Genomic DNA, 18858 nt, shown 5'->3' on the forward strand with positions numbered 1-18858 from the left:
TAATGGCCGACATCTTTAAAAAGATTGCTCGAAAAGCATTATTCAATAGGTACCATGGCCCGGAACTCATTTCGGCAACGCTGACAGATTGGTGTGAAACCAACAATATTGAGCTGGTTTATATCCAGCCAGGAAAGCCGCAGCAAAATGGTTTTGTTGAGCGCTTTAATGGTTCATTCCGCAGAGAGTTTCTGGATGCTTACTTGTTTGAAAATCTCAGTCAGGTGAGAGACATGGCCTGGTTCTGGCGACTGGATTACAACGAAGAAAGAACACATGAAAGTCTGGGTAACCTGCCACCGGCAGCTTACCGGGCAAAACTGGAAAACTCTAGTTCAGCACTGTCTCATTAAAGGGGAAGTGGACAGGAAGACTTCAGGCATACAGACTAAGCATGCGAAAAAACTTCGCATGCAGTTAGCTGCTATCCATACCGCACAAGATATTGATGACATTAATTTGCCCGGATTTTCTCTTCACCAACTCAAAGGAGAAAGGTCAAATATTTGGTCGATATCAGTCAACGGAAACTGGAGAGTAACTTTCGAGTTCACGGATGGTAATGCTTACATCTTAAATTACGAGGATTATCACTAATGAATATGCATAACCCACCACATCCCGGTGAATTTATTGAGTCCATCTACATGGAACCACACGGCATAAGTTGTAGGACACTTGCGACCCATCTTGGTGTTGCCGCTTCAACACTAAACCGTGTCGTTAAGGGAAAAAGTGCAGTAACGCCAGAAATGGCATTAAGGCTGTCAAAGGTATTAGGTCGCAGCCCTGAAAGTTGGCTTAGTATGCAAGACAACTATGAACTTTGGCAGGCTAAGCAAAACATCAACTTGGATAACGTGCAGCCAATAGATCTGCATGTCGTCTAACAATCAAATTAAGTCGCTCGCAGGCTCGCTGGGACAGTAACACATGGTCTGCGTCGCTGCGCTCCTAAATTTTGGCCCATGTGTTTCTGCCCCTAAGCAGGGTGTTAAACCCTTTAGTCAGCATCCAGCCTTTTTAACGCTTTTTTGTAAGCTTCATTTCTTTCACGTTTACCGACTGCAAGTACTGTGACAATCACAATGTCATCGCGGACTTGGTATACGAGTCTATAGCCAGATTGTCTTAACTTGACTTTGTATACATTTTCTGGGCCCATCACTCTGTCTGGCGCAACATGTGGTGCTTCAAGTCTTTCAGACAGTTTTTTCTTAAACTGCTCTTTTAAAGTACTACCGAGTTTGCTCCATTCTTTAAGCGCGCTTTTCTTAAATTCTAGCTTATAGGTCATCTAAAATTACCGAAACGCTTTCTTCACTATTTCTTTCTTGAACTAGCTGAAGCAGTTCCAGATCTTCTAGACGATCCATCATTTTTTCATAAATTTCAGCAGGTACACAGTAGAAAGCTGGTTCATTTCTATTTAGTATGGCCACAGGATCGCCGTATGCGCTACCTGCAACTTTCATTGGATTTGCTTTAAGTTCCGTAATACTTGCGGCTACTTCGGCTAAAACTCTAGTGGTCATTAAGGTCTCTAAAATGGTCTTTAATTAGGTCATTTTAGGCTAAGTTGTAAGGTTTGACAATCACAATAAGTCGCTAGCAGGCTCGCTGGGACAGTAACACGTGGGCTCCCTGCGTTTCGCTTAATATTGTTGCCCAAGTGTTTTTTACCCGCATGCGGGTTTTAGCTGATTAGTCCATCCATTTATAAAGGAATATATATGCAAGATACCACTCTAAAATCGATTACAGCCACAGTTCAAAATGGTGTTGCAAAAGCTGATGGGAAATTTTGGATTACTGAAACTGATGTTCATTTTGCCCCATATAATAAGGATTTCGGGCCCGGGCCTCTTAAGATTGAAAGGAGCTCAATCTCAAAAGTAGAAAAATGCTCTGGTAAAGGCGCGGGTATTCTTCCTATCACATCTGATGCAATCGAAGTTTCATTACATGATGGCAGTACATACCAGTTCATAGTGTCAAATCCTGACGAGTTAATTGTACTCCTGAGCCAATAATCAGCTAACAAGGCGTTCAAAACTATGCTCGCAGGGGCGGTCGCCGGGGCATAAACACGAGAGCTGAAAATGGATATGAAAAGGGAGTTTCAACATTGAAAGAGATAGTGATAGATGTATTGTTTTTGGGCTTACTGGAAATTCCTGTAGCGCTGTATTCCTCTGCGAACCTTGCCAACAGGGTCGTTACTTACTGTGACAAATCAATTGTCAAAAGCAAAAAACAATTACTGACTTTACCTGTATCGGTGTATCTCATTTATGAGCTTTCGTCGAAGGAGAACTGGGCTGCACAAGCGGGTTTAGTCGTTGCGTTTTTTCTGTTCTTCATGATTTACGCCGCTGCAATATCTCGGTTAATTCAGCGGGCGGGCGCAGAAAACAAACCGCTGTGACCGGCCATGTGCGCCCCCATTTATTTAAAGAACAATCCGCTCACCAAGAATCACGGCCTCTTTGATCTCACCCGTAGCCACATGCTGAAGAACAAAGTTTGGCACTTCCCCGGGCATGATTGCGGGGGCATTTTGCCCGGTGTCTGACACCTGCACTGGCAGGGTTGTGTCGATATTAAGTAATGCCTTTTCATCGACAAAGTAACTGTAACCTTGTGACAGCAAGGCTTTATAACTCTGATCGTTAAGCGTCAGAAGTGAGTGGACTGTGAAGGCTTTTGGCGGAAGGGCTGCCAGTCCTGTTGCGTCAATGTTTTCAAAGCCGTAAACCGTGCGCAAATCCCCAATGGCTTCTATGCGGCTTTTTCCGGTTTTGCGGTCGGTCACTATGCTGATGTCAGCTACAAAGGGCTTGTCATACCCCAGCGTCACGTCATGTATTTTTACGTCGCACAGGCCGTCCTCGCGGTTGTCCGGAATGCGGTAATAGTCTGCCAGCGAATATTGTGTGAACTGGTTGGTGAGCAGGCTTTCCAGCACGGTTTGCAGTCCGATGACGTTCATCTTCCTGGCAATTTGCCGGTTGGGGTCATTAATAGCTGCACCGCTTTCAATCAAAATTGTGCTGGCGCCGGAAGCGGCGATATTGTCACCGAATGAGCGGAAAGAATAAGTGTCGTCGTAGCGGCCTATGCACTGAGGAATAAAGTGTGAGAGTACACCGGCCATATGGGCGATAAGCTGTTTGGCACGAAGCCTCGGCCCGTCTACATGTTTATCTTCATGATACGCCGGGGCAAGAAAAGCAATGGTTGCCGGGTTCGATGATACCCCTGTGGTGTAATAGGGGTTCTGATCATGCAGGTTAAAAGCAATATCCGGCGACAATGTGGCTACCTGCTGTTGCAGGATCTGACCTTCGGGGCTTTGCAGCGTTCTGGCATCCCGGTTAATATCAATTCCCTGAGCATTCACCCGGGTGCGTCGCTGCGCGCCATCGGGATTAAGCATGGGAATGACGTGCAGGGTAACCTGAGATTGCCAGTTTGCCGGCAGCCCGTTTAACTGTCCGTTCAGTAAGATATGCAGCCAGTCGAGAACAGCGGCAGTGGCGGTAGCCTCGTCACCGTGCATTTGTGTCCAGGCCAGGATGACGCATTTTCCTGAGCCCAGCGTAAAGCGGGAAACCGGACGACCCTCATAAGACGTACCTATCTGCGTTAGGGCAATACCGGATTGTTCCGCTATCTGGTTGATGACCGGCGAAATATCCTCTGCTGTCAGATGGGCTTTGTTCAGAGACGGCCAGTGCATTTCATCAAATTTTGCCGCTATGTCAGCAACTGGCAGATGAGGGTGTGCGGTCATGGTACGTCCTTATTTTTCGGTGAACTGAAGCATCTTACCCGTGGTCAGATTGATTCAGAGATAGCTATTATTTAATGGTATTTTGATATTCGCTTCAACTGGTTTATATTTGAATAATTAATTCTTTGAGACGAATGGCAACGTTCCTGATGCCCGTTTGTCGCCCTGTAATTCAAAGGTCAACAGACCCTGTTAAGAAGTGAAACTCCGGATGTCTGCATTTACTAAAATTAAGGCGATTAAACACGCGCTCTCTTCCAGTGAGTCTAAGCTGGCAACGTTTACTCTGGACTCGCCCAATGCGGTGCGGGACTTATCATCACAGGAACTGGCTAACGTCGTGGGTGTCAGTCAGTCCAGCGTGGTGAAGTTCGCCCAGAAGCTGGGTTACAAGGGGTATCCTGCATTCAAACTGGCGGTGATTGACTCGCTGAATAAAGAAACGCCGAATACGCAAATTCACGGCAAAATCACGCTATCTGATGGCTTTGAGCAAATGGCGGATAAGCTGGTGGCGAGTAAAATCAGTGTGCTGAATGAAACCCGCAATCTGAATGAAATGCTGGCTTTTGAGCGTGCTGTTGAACTGCTGAAGAATGCGAGAAGGGTAATGATTTGCGGGGTAGGTGGTTCGGCGCTGGTAAGCAAAGATTTTGCCTACAAACTGCAGAAGCTGGGGATCTCTGCTATTGCCGAAGCTGACGGACATGTTCAGCTTGCTCTGGCTGCCACTTTTGGTGAAAACGACGTGGTTGTGGCGATCAGTGAATCCGGCACGACCAGCGAAGTGGCCAATGTGGTTACTGAAGCAAAACGTAATCACACCCCGGTTATTTCCATCACAAAGTACGGACAGAACACCATCGCCGATCAGGCAGAAGTAAAACTGTATTCGGTGGCAGAAGAAGCCTCGTTACGACTGGCGTCGATTCTTGCCCGTACGGCGCAGGAACTGATCATCGATATGTTATTTATTGCACTTACCCAGGCTTCACGTCAGGGACGAAAGCTGCTGGAGAAAACCAACGAAGCGGTGTCTGAATTTAAAAAGCAGCAGCACTGAGCGCTTTAAATTATTTTTCAGGATACAGCAGATACGGACGTCTTTGTTGCTTAAATTCTGCTAACGCAGGCTGCCACATTGCTCTGATCTCCTGCTCAGAGAGGCCACTTTCGATGGCTTTTCTTAATGCATCAGTGCCGGCCAGCTTATCAAAGAAATCCGGCCGGTCGATAAAGGTTTCGTCCTGCTGCTCAAACTGCTTTCCTGCCTCAAGGAGCAAAGCAATATCAAACCCCTCCGTAGCAGAAGAACGTAAATCCAGCCCCATCAGAGTTTTGCCTTCCAGTTTCGGGTGAGGGGCGCTTTCGGGCAGGCTTCGCGGCGTGAAGGTAAATGTACCCAGTGCCACCCGGTCATGTCCGGCAACCTGAAACGGAAAAGGTGTTCCGCGGCCGATACTGACTGTCGTTGCTTCAAATAAACACAGTGAGGGATACAACCGGACTGCCGTATCGTTTGGCAAATTCGGGCTGGGAGGCACAGCCAGGTGCCATGGCATGGACTTCCGGTAGTCTTTAACGGGTATGACGTGCAAATCAAGTGACTCAGCCTGCTCAATCCAGGCTTCCCCTTTGATCATCAGTGCCAGTTCGCCTGTGGTCATGCCGTGCAGTAGCGGGATGGGATCCATACCCACAAAAGAAGTAAAGGCAGCTTCCCGCACAGGGCCATCCACAAATTTGCCGTTCGGGTTGGGCCTGTCGAGTACGATGACCGTTTTGCCTGTTTCAGCAGCGGCTTCCATGACCAGATGTAACGTACTGATATATGTATAGAAACGGGCGCCTACATCCTGTATGTCGAAAATCAGCACATCCACATTTTCGAGCATGGTGGCCGTGGGCTTTTTGGTGCTGCCGTATAAGGACAAAATGGGCAGGCCGGTTCGGCTGTCCACGCCGTCGCTGATGGTTTCGCCGGCGCCGGCATCTCCACGAAATCCATGTTCCGGCGCCATAACTTTGGTGATGTTTACTCCACGGGACAGCAGGTCGTCTACCAGGTGCTGACCTTTGGTAACCGACGTCTGGTTAACGACCAGCGCAACCTGTTTGTCTTTCAGTAATCCGAGGAAAGCGTCGGGTTGCTCAGCCCCTGTAGTCACCGCCAGTGACTTTACAGAGATGAGGCACAGCAGAAAAAGGACTGTTTTCATTGTTGCTCAACAGCGCGGCGTAAAAAGCCATTATGATCTGACAACATGGACTCTGCGCTGGCGGCATCATTGCCGGTGAGGATCATCATGATCGCCACTTTGGCTTTATGTCCGGCGGCATCGAGTGCTTCTGATGCCTCTTCCCCGGAGCAGTCTGTAGCCTGCATCACTATGCGGATAGCGCGGGCTTTTAATTTTTCATTGGTGGCGTTAACGTCGACCATCAGGTTCTGATAGGTTTTACCCAGGCGAATCATACTGGCAGTGCTCAGCATATTCAGCACCAGCTTTTGTGCCGTGCCGGATTTCATCCGCGTGGAGCCGGTGAGGCATTCTGCACCAACCACCGGGCAAATCGCAATTTGTGCGGTGGTCAGCACCGGTGCGCCCGGACTGCAGGCGATGCCTGCGGTGACCGCGCCCAGCTCATTTGCATATTCCAGTGCACTGACCACATAAGGAGTCCGCCCGCTGGCAGACAAACCTACCAGTACATCCTTTTCACAAAGGTTCACGGCCTGTACATCTTTGATACCCTGAGCGCTGTTGTCTTCTGCGCCCTCTACAGCATGCTGTATGGCTTTTTCGCCACCGGCAATAATGCCCATCACCAGTGTATCGGGCACGCTGAAGGTCGGGCGGCACTCTACCGCATCAAGAATTCCCAGACGGCCGCTGGTGCCGGCACCGATATAAATTAACCGTCCGCCCTGTTGTAATTTTTCCACTATGGCATCCACTGCGCGGGCAATGTGGGGGATTTCAGTTGCCACTGCTGCGGCTACTTTGGCATCTTCCTGATTGATTTTATGCAGGATGGATTCTGTCGACAGCAAATCGATATCCATCGTGGCGGGATTTCTGCCCTCTGACACAATTTTATTTAACTGTGCCAGTAAGTCTGACGTCCCGGTGATTGTTTTTGCCTGCATAATTTGCCTTAGTTCTGTTGCTCTGCTTTATTGCTTTGGATTGTTTTGTTGTTATTTTTAACGGCAGCGTTCTGTTACTGAACCGGTTCCGGTTGCTGCGTATCTTTATTATAGCCTGCGGGCGTATTACCCATAGCACAAATAAGCGTGGATATGAGCGTGCCGGCTACCAGTTGCCATGTGAACCCGAGTTCAAACTGCAGGCGGGCCGGCAAAATACTCTCAATAATATAGGGTTGCATGGACAAGGGTACCAGAAAACCGGTGATCAACGCTGCTATCACCGAACGCCGGCTTCCACGGCGGGAAAATAGCGTGACGAAATAAACGCCAAGTAAACCACTGTACGAGAAAACCATGACGCCAAGTGCAAATTGCAGCAGCGGCATGTCGGTATGTTGTTGCCAGTAATAGCACAGACACGCCATAAATCCTAATGACAATGCCATTAATAACATGGCGACGCGCCCTGCTTTGACAAAGTGAGCGTCGGTCTTTTGTGTATTCCGGTGGGCCAGCCAGGGGCGGTACATGTCCTGGATCAGAACACTGGACATGGAGTTCAGGCCGGAATTTAACGTAGACAGTGCGGCAGCCAGAATACCCACGGTGACCAGGCCGCGAACACCATCAGGAATTTCGCTGAGCACGTAGTACATGAATATGGTGACCGGTTCACCGGCAAATACCGGAACGGGGTTTTCACCACTGCCACTGGCCATTAAATCGGGACGTTGATAGTAAACAAACAGCAGTAAACCGATGATTAAAAACAGGCACATCACCGGAATCACCATCACCACCGAAAGCAGCATGGCTTTGCTGCCTTCTTTGGCACTTTTGCAGGTCAGCACCCGTTGCGTCATATCCTGGTCGAGTCCAAAAGCGGCGATGTTCAGAAGCACAAATCCGGTAAAAACAGAGAACAAACTGAAAACGCCGCTGTTAGTGAAATCAAGCCGGGTATCAAACAACCTTAATTTTGAAGGCGTATCCGGTGCAGGATGCTGAAGGGCGTTAACGATACCGGCCAGAGAAGCCGGAATTGCATTTAACAGTGCGATAATCACGGCTACCGCGGCACAGATATACACCGCAGCCTGTAATACGTCAGAGTAGATAACTGTACGGATCCCGCCATAAACCGTATACACAAGCCCGGCGACTGTAATAATGACGGTGGCAAGAATGACGCTGGATGCATCAATGTTACCGAACAGAATCATGGCGACAGCCAGTGCTGCCATATACAGCCTTGCGCCACTGGCGAACACGCGGCCGGAAAGGTACATGGCACCGGCCAGCTGTTTGGCCTGTTCACCAAAGCGCTGTTCCAGCAGTTCGTATACCGTGTAGACATTGTGTTTGTAAAACCGGGGGATGAGAAAGGCGGCAACAAAGAAAGCGGCGATGAATGCGCCGATGTTGGTTGACAGGTAGGTCAGATCGCCCCGGTAACCCTGATCCGGGCCTCCCAGAAACGTGGCAGCAGACTGGGACGTGGCCAGTACAGAAATCGCCACAACCCAAACCGGCATGCTGTTGCCACCGAGAAAGTAATCTTTGGCTGAGCGGCTGGAGCGGTTAAATAGCCAGCCACTGGCGATAAGAAGCAAACCGTAAGCGGCGAAAACCAGTAAGTCTGCTAACGCGTAATGCTCTAACATGCGGCCCTGTTACATTATTTTAATTCAATTGAAATCCCAGAATAGATTATTCCAATTAATTTGTATAGCTGGAATTATCCCGTCGTTGTAAGATAGCTTTCAGCGCTAATTTTAGATCAGGAGCCCCCGCCGTTGAGCAGACAAACCCAGGCTGTTATCCACGCCGACGCACTATTGCATAATTTCCGTGTACTTTCCTCTCTGGCCGGTGAAGGACAGAATATGGCGGTGGTGAAAGCTGATGCCTACGGACACGGGGCAGACAATGTGGCGCGGATATTACGTAAAGTCTCTCCTGCGTTTGCGGTTGCTATTACAGAAGAAGCGCTGGCGTTACGGGAAGGCGGGATTCAGGCTCCGGTGGTTATCCTTGAGGGCCCCCATCAGGCAACGGAATGCGCTGTGGCTGCGCGGGAAAATTGCATTGTGGTTGTTCACAGCGAAGAGCAACTTTGCTGGTTGAAAGCGTGCCCTTCTGATCGCCGTCCGGCGATATGGTTAAAAGTGGATTCGGGCATGCACCGTCTCGGGTTTGCCTGTGATGAAGTATTACCCATGGTGGCGAAATATCGGGATATGTTAACTGACGATACCGTGCTGGTTACGCATCTGGCATGCGGTGATGAAACGGGCAGTCAGTCGGTACAAAACCAGCTGGATGCCTTTGAGCAGGTTCGGGCAGCTACCGGATTTGCAGTCAGCATTGCCAATTCCCCGGGGACGGTGGGGTGGCCGCAAGCGCGGGGAAACTGGAACCGCACCGGTATTGCCATGTACGGCGCCGAGCCTCTGGACACACCCTGCGGGCTGGATCTGCAACCGGTGATGACGCTTCAGGCAAGTATTATTGCTCTGCGCACTATAGAAGCCGGTGAAACAGTGGGGTACGGAGATACCTGGCAGGCGAAGCGCCGTTCTGTGATTGCCACTGCGGGTATCGGCTATGCTGACGGGTATCCCAGACAATGTCCCAACGGTACGCCGGTAATGGTTAACGGACACCGTGCGGCGCTGGCGGGTAGAGTGTCTATGGATATGATTACCATTGATGTGACTGATATTCCGGCTCCGGCGCCCGGTGACCGGGTGGAACTGTGGGGGCATCAACTGTCTGTGGATGAAGTGGCCCGTCACGCCGGGACAATTTCTTACGATCTTGTCACCCGCTTATCCCAGCGGGTGCCCCGCATTGTTAAACACGTCTAGTGAATACCCGCCGGCGTCATTCAGGCGCCGGCAATCACTGACAATACCTTGCCCACGGCCAGTCCTCCTGCTGTACCAACGATGTACCCCAGCATTGCCATCAACACGCCAACCGGAATGAGTGCTTTTGAGTATGAGGCTGCAAGCACGGGGGCTGAGGCAACACCACCAATATTCGCCAGTGACGCCAGGCCGCAGGTAAATAAATCCAGCCGGAAGAGTTTCGCTGCAATAACCATAATCACCCCGTGAGTGAGTAAGATACAACCGCCGGCCATTATATACACCGGCGCTTCCAGCAATTCTGAAAAACTGGCTCTGGATGCAATAAGCGCAATAATCAGGTTCAGCAGTACGGTAGCCACCACATCTGCACCACCTACGCGGCGAAGGGGAGTGACAGCACCGGCGATCCCGGCCAGGGTGACCAGTGCAACAGTCCAGGCGGTAGTAGAAAAATAAGCAGAAGCCGGCAACATCGCCGCGAGCCACTGGGACAGTGATGAGACAACGCAGGATAAGGCCAGCAGCATCAGCACATTGCCGCCTGACACCTGAGTCTGGTTCGCCTTCGATTCTGCCAGCCTTGCACTCACATCATCCAGCGTACTGCTGTCGGCTTTTACCCAGCGGTTGAAATGAGCTGCATAGGGCACAAGTGCCAGTAATGCCATTACCCATATGGCATAATCAATGGAGTCAATCAGCAAGGTGTATCCCATAGCGGAGTCGGGCACATCCAGCGCCAGTTGTATGGCTGCCAGGTTACCTGTTCCCCCCATCCAGCTGCCGCACAACGCGGCGAAGGTTTTCCATGCGTTATCTGCCAGCCCGTGCTGAAACAGAGCAAACGTAACAATAAAGGCGGCGGCAATACTAAAACTGGCAAGCAGAAAGGCGAAAATCATCCGCCAGCCCAGTCGCTTAATCTGGCGCAGATCGGCTTCCAGCAACATCAGGAAGATCATCGAGGGCAGCAGGTTATTCCTGAGCATTTTATAAGTATCATTGATGGCAGCGGTTTTTTCCCATAACTCGGCACTGGCACACACCATAACTACAAAGTACAGCAGTACAATGGCGGGCAGATACCGGAAAACACGCCACTTTCTGAAGGCTTCAAGATAGTAAAGCACGCCGGCGATAGCGAGCAGGGCACTGACGTATCCGAATGCGCCGGTGATCATAAAGAACCGGCTTTTGTTACCCGGCGATAATTTAAGCGGGTTGAACACATTGCGCTTGTGTTTGCTTTAATTTGGCCGCAATATACTGTTGATATCGCAAGCAGGTAGTGATTCCACATTTTCATTTCCATCTTCCGGACTGCTTTTTTATTCTAATTATCTCCATTCTTTAGAATAAAGTATTTAAGATTCGTTGCAAGTTCTGTCTATTCTTCCTGCGGGTTGCGGTGTCAGCAAGGTTAGCCGAAAGGATTACGGCCAGGTTTGTTATCACATCCTATAGTTTATTTTCGATACATGCCGGATGCCTTGCTGGAGAAGGAGTCTGTTTCTGACCAATTAAGAGGTAAGTTATGAGAACAGGTTATAGTAGAGCGAGAGTGAACAGAGGTGCGTATTCACGTCCCGTTAATCAACAAGGATCTGCGCCAAAGGCGACGCCGCCTAAAGCGAAATGACACAAAGCCCGGCTCAGTTGCCGGGCTTTTTCGTTGTGGAATCTCTGATTATCAATTCCGGGCAATAGGAGATACTGTCCGTTTCTTCAAACACCGGCTTAGCGTGTCGTTTGCTTTGTGAAATGGTGTCGATGAGTAAGCCGGCGGCCTTACGGGCTATGGCCACGGTATCCTGTTCTGCAGTCGTTATGGCCGGAGAAGTTTGCCGCGAAAACGGACTGTTCTCAAAACCTGCTATCGCCATGTCCTGAGGGACCTGAATATTATTCAGTCTTGCTTCCAGCAAAGCGCCGGCGGCGAGTTCATCATTACAGGCAAACACCGCTGTAGGCGGGTTCGCCAGTGCGAGAAACTGCTTCATAGCCGATACACCACTTTCGAAATTGTACTCGCCGTCTATTCTCAGTTCTGCACTGGTATCCAGACGATAATTTTCCAGTGCATCCAGATAACCCCGTTCCCGTTCCAGTGTAGAGCGGTGATTTCTGTTCCCTGAGATAAAGCCAATGCGTTTGTGGCCCTGGTGGATCAGGTGATTCACGATATCGCAGGAAGCCTGAAAATCGTCAATACACAGCCATTTGCCGTGAATACCAAAAGGTACTTCTCCGGAAACTATGCCGACAAACGGTAATCCGTAACTGGCTATCTGTGTAAGCAGTTCCGGCATTTCAGATAAAGGCGGAGATAATACGAGACCAGCCAGGTTCGAGCGGGTAGCCATATGAAGAATGTCCTGAACGATATCTTCTCCGGCAGCATCGCAGGGGTGGATCAGTAATTCGTAATCTTTCCGGTAGCATTCGGCAAGCAAGCCTTTTTGCATGTCGATAACGTAATAAGCGTTCGGATTGTCATAGACGTAGGCTATAGAATAGGACTTATCACTGGCGAGGTTTCTTGCAGCCGGATTGGGACGGTAATTCAGCTGCCTGATAGCAGCCTGCACTTTTTCAACGGTTTCTTCGCTCACGTTGGGTTCTTTGTTCACAACCCGTGAAACGGTTTTAAAGGATACGCCTGCGAGTTCAGCGACATCCTTGATCGTTGTTTTCAATCAGAAAATCCTGTCAGTCCGTTGGACATGAACGCCATCATGCCATAAAAAACGTTGTTGTATTGTTCTATAATGAAATTTAATCCTGAACGGGAACCTTGTAGTAACATTTATTAACGATAACTGGTAAATATCAAACCCAACCTTTTAATATTAGCCGTGGTGCCGGATTTCAGCGACCAGTTGTCAGGAGAATAATAATTAAAATGAATAACCAGCAATATATTGCCGGAGTCGATGGCGGCGGCACCAAGTGTAAGGCCGTTGTGTTTGATGAAAACGGTGAACCGGCAGGTGAGGGAATAAGCGGTCCTGCTAATGTGGCCAGGATTGGCAAAGAAGCACTGCCGGCCATAATCCGGTCGGTTTTACTGGCCCTGCAAAATGCAGGCGTTGCGGTTAATGAGAATGACGCTGCGGTGCTCGCAAAGTGTCATGTGAGTGCGGGTCTGGCCGGTGCAACGGTGAAAGAAGCCGCAGAACTGCTCAGTCAATGGCAGCATCCTTTTGCATCATTTCGTTTCACCAGTGATTTGCATACTGCGCTGGTGGGGGCGCATGGTGGTGAGAACGGGGCAGTTCTGGTTGCCGGTACCGGCTCCTGCGCAGCCGCTCTGTGCGGCAATGATTGTATTCAGTATGGTGGCCACGGTTTTAATATTGGTGATAAGGGCAGTGGTGCCTGGTTCGGTCGTGAAGCGGTGCGGCATACGCTGGAAGCGCTGGATGGTGTGTTGCCGGTCTCACTGTTATCTGAAACGGTCTGCGCACATTTCAGCGCAGACACTACCCGGGAATTCGTGAACAAACTCAATTATGCGCAACCGGCTGAGTTTGCCGGCGCCGCCGGACTTGTGTTTGACTGTGCGGCAAAGGGCGATGTGTATGCTTCAGATATTGTCCGCTCCGGCACGGACTATTTATCATCAATAGCCCGTATTGCCATGGAAAAAAGTCAGGGAAAACTGGTACTGGCCGGCGGACTTGCCGGAACTATAAGGCCATTCCTGCCCGAAGATATCCGGGCGAAAATCATTGAAGCTAGGTATGGTCCGGAGTGGGGGGCGGTGCACGTCCGCCAAGACTAACTGGCTTCGCCGGCACCCGGCAGTTTGTCATCCTGTTTGGATAATGACGGCAGAGTATATCTTTCCGGCCGGTGATTTAAGGACAGTACCATGTTCAGACAGAACGCCGCCAGTACTGACATCAGTACCAGACGCCAGTCGAGTACCAGCAGTGAAGACAGCAAAATAACGGTGTCTACTGACAGCTGAAAAGTACCGGCACGGATGGAGAAACGTTGCTGAAGATAGAAAGCCAGAATACCAAGACCGCCCAGACTTGAGGTATGACGGAACATGATCAGCATGCCTACGCCAATGAGGATCCCGCCGAATATTGCCGTGAAAACCGGATTAGCACTGCTGACATCCACAAAGCGGGGGATAAGATCAGTAAGTACTGAGACGGTAGACACGGAGATAAACGTGTTTATGGTGAAGCGTTTGCTGATATGGGTCCACGCAAGAGCATAGAACGGCACGTTGATCAGGAAAAACAGCACCCCGAAGTCTACAGGCAACGCATAAGTTCCTAACAATGCAAGTCCTGCAGCGCCACCGACCATCAGGTCCTGCGACTGAAATAAATAAACGCCAAAGGCAACGAACAGCCCTGCACTGACTAAAGCAAAAATATCTTCAACCACACTGTGTTTTGGTTTTTGCATGTGAAAGCCCTCCGTTTTTGAAGAGCGCGTATTATACGGAGGGAGAAAAGGGAAGTAAGGGGTTGTTTGTTATTTGTACAGCCTGGTGGGGCTGGTGCTGGTGCGCAATCTTTACGACTTTTAGTATTTGTGTGAATGCGATGTTACCAGTGCGTGTTTTCCCGGCGTATTTAGCCATACCAGCCAGTCGCACCGGCCAGTCAGGGTCAGCCCAGAAGCTGACGGAACCCTGATTTAACTTCTTCACCAAAACACACCAGATAAATAGTGTGAGGCAGTGCTGTTCCGCTGGCGTGAAAGCGGATGGAACCCAACGCAACTTCGCAGGCTGAGTTCACCGGATATCCGTAAATGCCGCAACTTATCGCCGGAAAAGCAATGGTTTGAATGTTGTTCTGACTTGCCAGGCGTAAACTGTTCCGGTAGCACTTAGAAAGCAAGTCACTTTCATGGTTCATGCCGCCGCGCCATACCGGCCCCACGGTATGAATAATATACGGCGCTTTAAGATTAAAACCCGGTGTCAAAACAGCCTGACCGGTTTTACATCCGCCAACTGCTTTGCAATACTCAAAAAGCTCCGGTCCTGCAGCATGGTGGATTGCACCATCAACGCCGCCACCGCCCAGCAGCGTTGGATTCGCTGCATTTACGACTGCATCCACTTCCAGTTGCGTAATGTCGCCGTCAATAACCCTGATCCTTGCCATCGTGTCCCCAAATACCGTTCGCAGTGCTGTTTCCGTTGTGACGTTGTCGGTGTTTAGCGACACATGTCAAACAAACCGGAAAAGACCTGCGCCGGTTACTGCAAAATATAAATTGTGATGCATAAGGCTAAGCCTTTGATTGGAATAAACAGTTTTCCGGAATCCGGTGAAAACGGTATTCAGAAATACTCATATTCCGGAGTAAATAGTCCACGAACCGTGCCAGAGTTAAACATAGACAGAGAACGTAACCGCAGGGGATAAGGCCGGACAGTGTCAGATACCAGCCCGGCAGGATGACATCGGATTGCCGGAGACCGCTCAGCAATCCGCTGGTTAAAGAGGATTAATGATTAATCGTCGTCGCTGAACAGACAGTGTTTGGCAAAGTCGCCGGCTTCGTTTGCCGTCCAGTCGCCTTTAGGTTTTTCTTTCATATCAGCACACCAGGCTTTTGAGCCAACTTCCGGGGCGCAACCGGCCAGGGTAAAAGTTAATGCAATCAATGCGAAAACAGCTTTTTTCATAATTAACGCTCGTAATTTGTCAGGTATTTCATAGTAAGTCAGTGGCGGTGACAAAATCAATTACCGGAGAAAAAAGTGACCGTGCAATAAGGTGACAGAGAAAACATGCCGGATATCAGTTATAAGTGTTGTAAGTACTTGAAATATAATATTTTATATTTCTAGGTGATAACTGAAATTGAGCGCATAATCAGCCCGTTTTTTAACCAGTCGGAAGCCAGTATGGATTTCTCAAATGATCGGGTTTCAGTGTATGTACTATCAGAATCTGACACCACAACAATAAGCCAGTCTCAGCACGGAACACGCTACCGGGATGCTGTGCATTTGCCGCTGCCGGGCGGAGAAGGATGGCTGTTTGACTACGGCGTGCTGGTATTTTGGGGCGTCGACGAAGACGAACGTCTGGCGTTTTTGCACCGCCTGCAAATCAGCAGTGATGCCCTTTCCTGTGAACATCAGGAGCATGTGCGTTTTAACACCGGGGCTGAGTCACTCAAATTACAGGGCGACCTGATTTCCCTTCCGGCCGGAGAGGCATTGATGCGACTGGCTGTCAGTCATGCGCTGGCGCAGTCGACCAAACTGAATCAGTATGAGTATCAGGCGGAAAAGACTATTCAGCAATATGCATACTTGCCTAAAGCACTGGCTGAATCAGGTAAAATTAATCTGAGCAGACAGAAGCTGGCCAGCATTCGTGGTCATCTTTTCAGTACCAAAAGCGATATTTTTCTGCACTATGGTTTGCTGGATACACCGGAATTTTTCTGGGAATACCCTGAGTTCGAAGACGCCTACAATGCCACAATGAAATATCTGGATATTCGTCCGAGAGTCGATTTGCTGTCGAACAAACTGAATGTGATTCATGAATTGTTTGAGATGCTGGCTGATGAGCTGAAGCACAAGCATTCTTCGTTTCTGGAATGGATCATCATCATCCTGATAGCATTTGAAATTGTGATGTTCGGTGCCCAGGAACTGACCATATTACTGGCGGGGTAAAGTTACGAAGCAGCGGTGATGAAGGCTTAATTTTCTTTGCGCCGGTTGCGGATGATCGCAACCACACGGTCGTAATTGGCTTCGCTCAACGCCCATGTGTCATCGCCGCTGTTATTGACAAACTGAACCACCACGGTATCGATGTCCTGATGATACCTTGCAATGCTGCTGTAACCGGGTAGTAAACCCGTATGGCCGAATTCATAGACTGAGCCGTAAATGCGTTGCTCCTGTGATGTGAGCAGCGAACCGTTGTTCAGAGCCCTGATAAATTTGCCGGTGTCAGCCGCAGTGGCAACCATTTCGCTGCTTGCACCGGTAAACCACACGGGTTTCACGTCTACATCCAACCCTTTAATATAACCGCTCATCAGTCTTGCCATATTCACTTCTTTTGACGAAAAAAAGGTATTTTCCAATTTAAGAGGCCGGAGGATTTTTTCCTCAATGAGTTTACGGTAACTTTTGCCGGACACCCGGTCGATTATGGCGGCAACGATGACATAGTTACTGTTCGAATAGCTGTAGCGCGTGCCGGGCGTAAACGCTAAGGGGCGACTTTTTACCAGGCTAAGCAAATCTGCCGGTGACGTTGGCGGGGAAAACCAGTCGAAGCCGTCAGCATCAATATAATCCGGTATGCCTGAACGGTGCTGAAGTAACATGCGTACGGTAATGTCTGCCGCGCCCGGGATATCTGCGGCCATGTCCGGCAGATAGTCCACCAGAGTGTTATCAAGCTCCAGTTGATGTTGAGCTGCCAGTTTTACTGCAACAACCGCCAGATAGAGCTTGCTGATACTGGCAATTTTAAAGAAGGCATCACCACTGGCCGGTTGTCTGAGTTCTTTGTTATGCCAGCCGGCGGTAAGCGTAACCGGTGGTTGCCCCTGCTCGTCGATGTATACAATCATGCCGTCGAGACCAAGAGCCGGAGAATTGTCGACTTGCCCTGAGATGCTGGCGGGTAACGGCGCCATTTTCGAGCCCAGGAAAGTCCAGGGGACAAACAGGACAATACTGGCCAGTGACGCTACAGCAATCAGTGCCAGCAGAAAACTCCGTGCAGAAAGCCGGTTCATTAAGTTTCTTTCTCCCCCTGAGGGTTTATTTTCGACTACATAAAGTTAGCAGAGAACCGGGAAACTGCCCGGGCCGGTCTTTGACGGGCTGCAAACGGCGATCAGATGATTGCCCGTTCCGGCAAGGACGGGTTCAGCTCTCTGGCAATAATCTCCAGACCTTGTTGTAAGTTCTCAGGGTTGAGATTGCCCAGACAAAGACGTAAATGCGCCGAAGACGTTTCTGTCACATGGAAGAACACCGATGGTAGTGCATCAACACCCAGCTGGTTCAGGCGGCTAATCACGGCGGCATTATCAAGCCGCGGAGAATGTTTCAGCCAGATGTGCAAATTCACCGGGTCGTACTGAATACGTTTTTCGCCCAGAATCGCTTTGGCCAGCGCAATACGCTCTATGCAGTCTTCCCGCCTGGCCTGCTCAATGGTGACGGCATCGCCGCTTGTATAGAGCCTGTGAGCCAGTTCGGTAGTTACCGGCGGTGTAAACCAGTTCTGTGCCTGTATTACCCGTGCCAGACTACCGGTAAATTGTGGCGGGCAAACCAGCATGCCGGCCCTTAACGCCGGTGCGACACATTTGGAAAACCCCGACACGTGAAAAGTGCGTTCTGGCGCAAGCTGTTGCAGTGACACAACCGGCTCAGCATGCAGATAGATATCGTCTTCCACCAGATAAATGTCGTATTTACGGGCAATTTTCACCAGCTTTTCGCGGTGACTTTGAGAGAGGGTTTTTCCGGTGGGATTGTGCGCTGTCGGCAGAATAACCAGCACCTGGCTGGTGGCCTGCTTGCACCGTGCTTTGAAGTCGTTGAGATCGAGTCCGCACTCATCCATGGCCACTGGCTGCAATTGCAATCCAAGCAGTGTTGCCACGGCACGGATCCCTGGGAAAGTGGTTTCCTGAACCATTACCGTGTCGCCCTTATTGCATAACAACATCAGGGAAGACAACAAGCCCTGCTGAGCTCCGGCAAGGAGGAAGAGGTTCTCCGGGTCTGCGTTATTTCCCCTCAGATTCAGCCAGTCCGCCATACTCTCCCGGTGTTCCGGCAGTCCGCGGGTATCGCCATACACCGACCACAGGCGGGGATCATTCTGACGGGCAAGGTTCTGAAGATGGGTTGAAAGAATGGGTTCAATATTCAGGCAGGCCGGCTGATTCAATGTGAAGTCGAAAACATCTTTGCGTCCGGGCAGCATCGCTGCACTGATCGTCCGTCCTTGTTTTTGCTGTTTTACAAACGTCCCTTTTCCCTGTGTTTTCTCAATGAT

The 18858-nt window shown here is 49.9% G+C and carries 22 protein-coding genes; 9 read left to right on the forward strand and 13 right to left on the reverse strand.

The window, feature by feature from the left end:
• From AC4PME_RS14255 to AC4PME_RS14265, 3 genes are all read left to right on the forward strand, one after another.
• On the forward strand, nucleotides 1-353 hold a 353-nt coding region (locus tag AC4PME_RS14255; RefSeq protein ID WP_491224203.1), incomplete at its 5' end, for a transposase.
• Nucleotides 349-597: a type II toxin-antitoxin system RelE/ParE family toxin gene (locus AC4PME_RS14260; protein ID WP_491046284.1), complete on the forward strand. Its 249-nt coding sequence runs from the start codon at nucleotides 349-351 to the stop codon at nucleotides 595-597. The genes AC4PME_RS14255 and AC4PME_RS14260, both read left to right, overlap by 5 nt.
• Nucleotides 597-890 (forward strand): HigA family addiction module antitoxin, encoded by a 294-nt coding sequence (locus AC4PME_RS14265; protein WP_491046279.1) that lies wholly within the window; start codon nucleotides 597-599, stop codon nucleotides 888-890. The genes AC4PME_RS14260 and AC4PME_RS14265 overlap by 1 nt, the downstream gene beginning before the upstream one ends.
• A 113-nt stretch (nucleotides 891-1003) precedes the next feature.
• Here AC4PME_RS14265 and AC4PME_RS14270 read toward each other — a convergent pair whose 3' ends face one another.
• On the reverse strand, nucleotides 1004-1297 hold the full coding sequence (locus tag AC4PME_RS14270; protein ID WP_491046278.1) for a type II toxin-antitoxin system RelE family toxin: 294 nt from the start codon (nucleotides 1295-1297) through the stop codon (nucleotides 1004-1006).
• Nucleotides 1287-1535, reverse strand: a complete 249-nt coding sequence (locus AC4PME_RS14275; protein WP_491046277.1) for a type II toxin-antitoxin system Phd/YefM family antitoxin — start codon at nucleotides 1533-1535, stop codon at nucleotides 1287-1289. The genes AC4PME_RS14270 and AC4PME_RS14275 overlap by 11 nt, the downstream gene beginning before the upstream one ends.
• 198 nt (nucleotides 1536-1733) lie before the next feature.
• Here AC4PME_RS14275 and AC4PME_RS14280 point away from each other — a divergent pair, with 198 nt between their 5' ends.
• Nucleotides 1734-2033: a hypothetical protein gene (locus tag AC4PME_RS14280; protein ID WP_491046276.1), complete on the forward strand. Its 300-nt coding sequence runs from the start codon at nucleotides 1734-1736 to the stop codon at nucleotides 2031-2033.
• 95 nt (nucleotides 2034-2128) lie between these two features.
• Complete coding sequence (locus tag AC4PME_RS14285; RefSeq protein ID WP_491046275.1) at nucleotides 2129-2428, forward strand: hypothetical protein; 300 nt, start codon at nucleotides 2129-2131, stop codon at nucleotides 2426-2428.
• Between the two features lie 24 nt (nucleotides 2429-2452).
• Here AC4PME_RS14285 and AC4PME_RS14290 read toward each other — a convergent pair whose 3' ends face one another.
• A complete protein-coding gene (locus AC4PME_RS14290) occupies nucleotides 2453-3796 on the reverse strand; it encodes a M14 family zinc carboxypeptidase (RefSeq protein WP_491046274.1) in 1344 nt (447 codons plus the stop codon).
• 211 nt (nucleotides 3797-4007) lie between these two features.
• On the opposite strand from AC4PME_RS14290, the gene AC4PME_RS14295 reads away from it, so the two are divergent.
• Nucleotides 4008-4859, forward strand: coding sequence for a MurR/RpiR family transcriptional regulator (locus AC4PME_RS14295; RefSeq protein ID WP_119502659.1), 852 nt, complete (start codon nucleotides 4008-4010; stop codon nucleotides 4857-4859).
• 10 nt (nucleotides 4860-4869) lie between these two features.
• On the opposite strand, the gene AC4PME_RS14300 is transcribed toward AC4PME_RS14295, so the two are convergent.
• The 3 genes from AC4PME_RS14300 to AC4PME_RS14310 form a co-directional block, all read right to left on the reverse strand.
• Nucleotides 4870-6015 carry an exo-beta-N-acetylmuramidase NamZ family protein gene (locus AC4PME_RS14300; RefSeq protein WP_491046273.1) on the reverse strand — a complete coding sequence of 382 codons (1146 nt, stop codon included), beginning with the start codon at nucleotides 6013-6015 and terminating at the stop codon, nucleotides 4870-4872.
• A complete protein-coding gene (gene murQ, locus AC4PME_RS14305; RefSeq protein WP_490710405.1) occupies nucleotides 6012-6947 on the reverse strand; it encodes an N-acetylmuramic acid 6-phosphate etherase in 936 nt (311 codons plus the stop codon). Before murQ ends, AC4PME_RS14300 begins: the two co-directional genes overlap by 4 nt.
• A 74-nt stretch (nucleotides 6948-7021) precedes the next feature.
• A complete protein-coding gene (locus AC4PME_RS14310) occupies nucleotides 7022-8614 on the reverse strand; it encodes a sodium:solute symporter (protein ID WP_491046272.1) in 1593 nt (530 codons plus the stop codon).
• A 132-nt stretch (nucleotides 8615-8746) separates the two neighbouring features.
• Here AC4PME_RS14310 and alr point away from each other — a divergent pair, with 132 nt between their 5' ends.
• Nucleotides 8747-9820 carry an alanine racemase gene (gene alr, locus AC4PME_RS14315; protein WP_491046271.1) on the forward strand — a complete coding sequence of 358 codons (1074 nt, stop codon included), beginning with the start codon at nucleotides 8747-8749 and terminating at the stop codon, nucleotides 9818-9820.
• Nucleotides 9821-9840: 20 nt separating this feature from the next.
• Here alr and AC4PME_RS14320 read toward each other — a convergent pair whose 3' ends face one another.
• A complete protein-coding gene (locus AC4PME_RS14320) occupies nucleotides 9841-11055 on the reverse strand; it encodes a DUF819 family protein (protein ID WP_491046270.1) in 1215 nt (404 codons plus the stop codon).
• 423 nt (nucleotides 11056-11478) lie between these two features.
• On the reverse strand, nucleotides 11479-12522 hold the full coding sequence (locus tag AC4PME_RS14325) for a LacI family DNA-binding transcriptional regulator (RefSeq protein ID WP_491046269.1): 1044 nt from the start codon (nucleotides 12520-12522) through the stop codon (nucleotides 11479-11481).
• A 206-nt stretch (nucleotides 12523-12728) separates the two neighbouring features.
• On the opposite strand from AC4PME_RS14325, the gene AC4PME_RS14330 reads away from it, so the two are divergent.
• Complete coding sequence (locus AC4PME_RS14330; RefSeq protein ID WP_491046268.1) at nucleotides 12729-13610, forward strand: glucosamine kinase nucleotide-binding domain-containing protein; 882 nt, start codon at nucleotides 12729-12731, stop codon at nucleotides 13608-13610.
• Here AC4PME_RS14330 and AC4PME_RS14335 read toward each other — a convergent pair.
• The 3 genes from AC4PME_RS14335 to AC4PME_RS14345 all read right to left on the reverse strand — a co-directional run bounded on the left by AC4PME_RS14335 (nucleotide 13607) and on the right by AC4PME_RS14345 (nucleotide 15491).
• Nucleotides 13607-14254: a YitT family protein gene (locus AC4PME_RS14335; RefSeq protein WP_349589563.1), complete on the reverse strand. Its 648-nt coding sequence runs from the start codon at nucleotides 14252-14254 to the stop codon at nucleotides 13607-13609. The genes AC4PME_RS14330 and AC4PME_RS14335 overlap by 4 nt on opposite strands.
• A gap of 206 nt (nucleotides 14255-14460) precedes the next feature.
• A complete protein-coding gene (locus tag AC4PME_RS14340; protein ID WP_491046267.1) occupies nucleotides 14461-15027 on the reverse strand; it encodes an O-acetyl-ADP-ribose deacetylase in 567 nt (188 codons plus the stop codon).
• Nucleotides 15028-15317: 290 nt separating this feature from the next.
• Complete coding sequence (locus AC4PME_RS14345) at nucleotides 15318-15491, reverse strand: DUF3012 domain-containing protein (protein ID WP_119503495.1); 174 nt, start codon at nucleotides 15489-15491, stop codon at nucleotides 15318-15320.
• A gap of 222 nt (nucleotides 15492-15713) precedes the next feature.
• On the opposite strand from AC4PME_RS14345, the gene AC4PME_RS14350 reads away from it, so the two are divergent.
• Entirely contained in the window at nucleotides 15714-16499 is a 786-nt protein-coding gene (locus AC4PME_RS14350) for an RMD1 family protein (RefSeq protein ID WP_491046266.1), read from the forward strand.
• Nucleotides 16500-16525: 26 nt separating this feature from the next.
• On the opposite strand, the gene AC4PME_RS14355 is transcribed toward AC4PME_RS14350, so the two are convergent.
• Both AC4PME_RS14355 and AC4PME_RS14360 read right to left on the reverse strand, forming a co-directional pair.
• A complete protein-coding gene (locus tag AC4PME_RS14355) occupies nucleotides 16526-17581 on the reverse strand; it encodes a serine hydrolase domain-containing protein (RefSeq protein ID WP_491046265.1) in 1056 nt (351 codons plus the stop codon).
• 101 nt (nucleotides 17582-17682) lie between these two features.
• Nucleotides 17683-18858 (reverse strand): aminotransferase-like domain-containing protein (locus tag AC4PME_RS14360; protein ID WP_491529640.1); only part of this gene is annotated, 1176 nt, incomplete at its 5' end.

The sequence above is a fragment of the Alteromonas sp. genome, assembly GCF_984505615.1.

Excerpts from the sequence above, each read along its gene's own strand:
- AC4PME_RS14265 (WP_491046279.1), top strand. The coding sequence starts at position 597 with ATGAATATGCATAACCCACCACATCCCGGTGAATTTATTGAGTCCATC.
- AC4PME_RS14270 (WP_491046278.1), bottom strand. The coding sequence starts at position 1,297 with ATGACCTATAAGCTAGAATTTAAGAAAAGCGCGCTTAAAGAATGGAGC.
- AC4PME_RS14275 (WP_491046277.1), bottom strand. The coding sequence starts at position 1,535 with ATGACCACTAGAGTTTTAGCCGAAGTAGCCGCAAGTATTACGGAACTT.
- AC4PME_RS14280 (WP_491046276.1), top strand. The coding sequence starts at position 1,734 with ATGCAAGATACCACTCTAAAATCGATTACAGCCACAGTTCAAAATGGT.
- AC4PME_RS14290 (WP_491046274.1), bottom strand. The coding sequence starts at position 3,796 with ATGACCGCACACCCTCATCTGCCAGTTGCTGACATAGCGGCAAAATTT.
- AC4PME_RS14295 (WP_119502659.1), top strand. The coding sequence starts at position 4,008 with ATGTCTGCATTTACTAAAATTAAGGCGATTAAACACGCGCTCTCTTCC.
- AC4PME_RS14300 (WP_491046273.1), bottom strand. The coding sequence starts at position 6,015 with ATGAAAACAGTCCTTTTTCTGCTGTGCCTCATCTCTGTAAAGTCACTG.
- murQ (WP_490710405.1), bottom strand. The coding sequence starts at position 6,947 with ATGCAGGCAAAAACAATCACCGGGACGTCAGACTTACTGGCACAGTTA.
- AC4PME_RS14310 (WP_491046272.1), bottom strand. The coding sequence starts at position 8,614 with ATGTTAGAGCATTACGCGTTAGCAGACTTACTGGTTTTCGCCGCTTAC.
- AC4PME_RS14330 (WP_491046268.1), top strand. The coding sequence starts at position 12,729 with ATGAATAACCAGCAATATATTGCCGGAGTCGATGGCGGCGGCACCAAG.
- AC4PME_RS14335 (WP_349589563.1), bottom strand. The coding sequence starts at position 14,254 with ATGCAAAAACCAAAACACAGTGTGGTTGAAGATATTTTTGCTTTAGTC.
- AC4PME_RS14345 (WP_119503495.1), bottom strand. The coding sequence starts at position 15,491 with ATGAAAAAAGCTGTTTTCGCATTGATTGCATTAACTTTTACCCTGGCC.
- AC4PME_RS14350 (WP_491046266.1), top strand. The coding sequence starts at position 15,714 with ATGGATTTCTCAAATGATCGGGTTTCAGTGTATGTACTATCAGAATCT.
- AC4PME_RS14355 (WP_491046265.1), bottom strand. The coding sequence starts at position 17,581 with ATGAACCGGCTTTCTGCACGGAGTTTTCTGCTGGCACTGATTGCTGTA.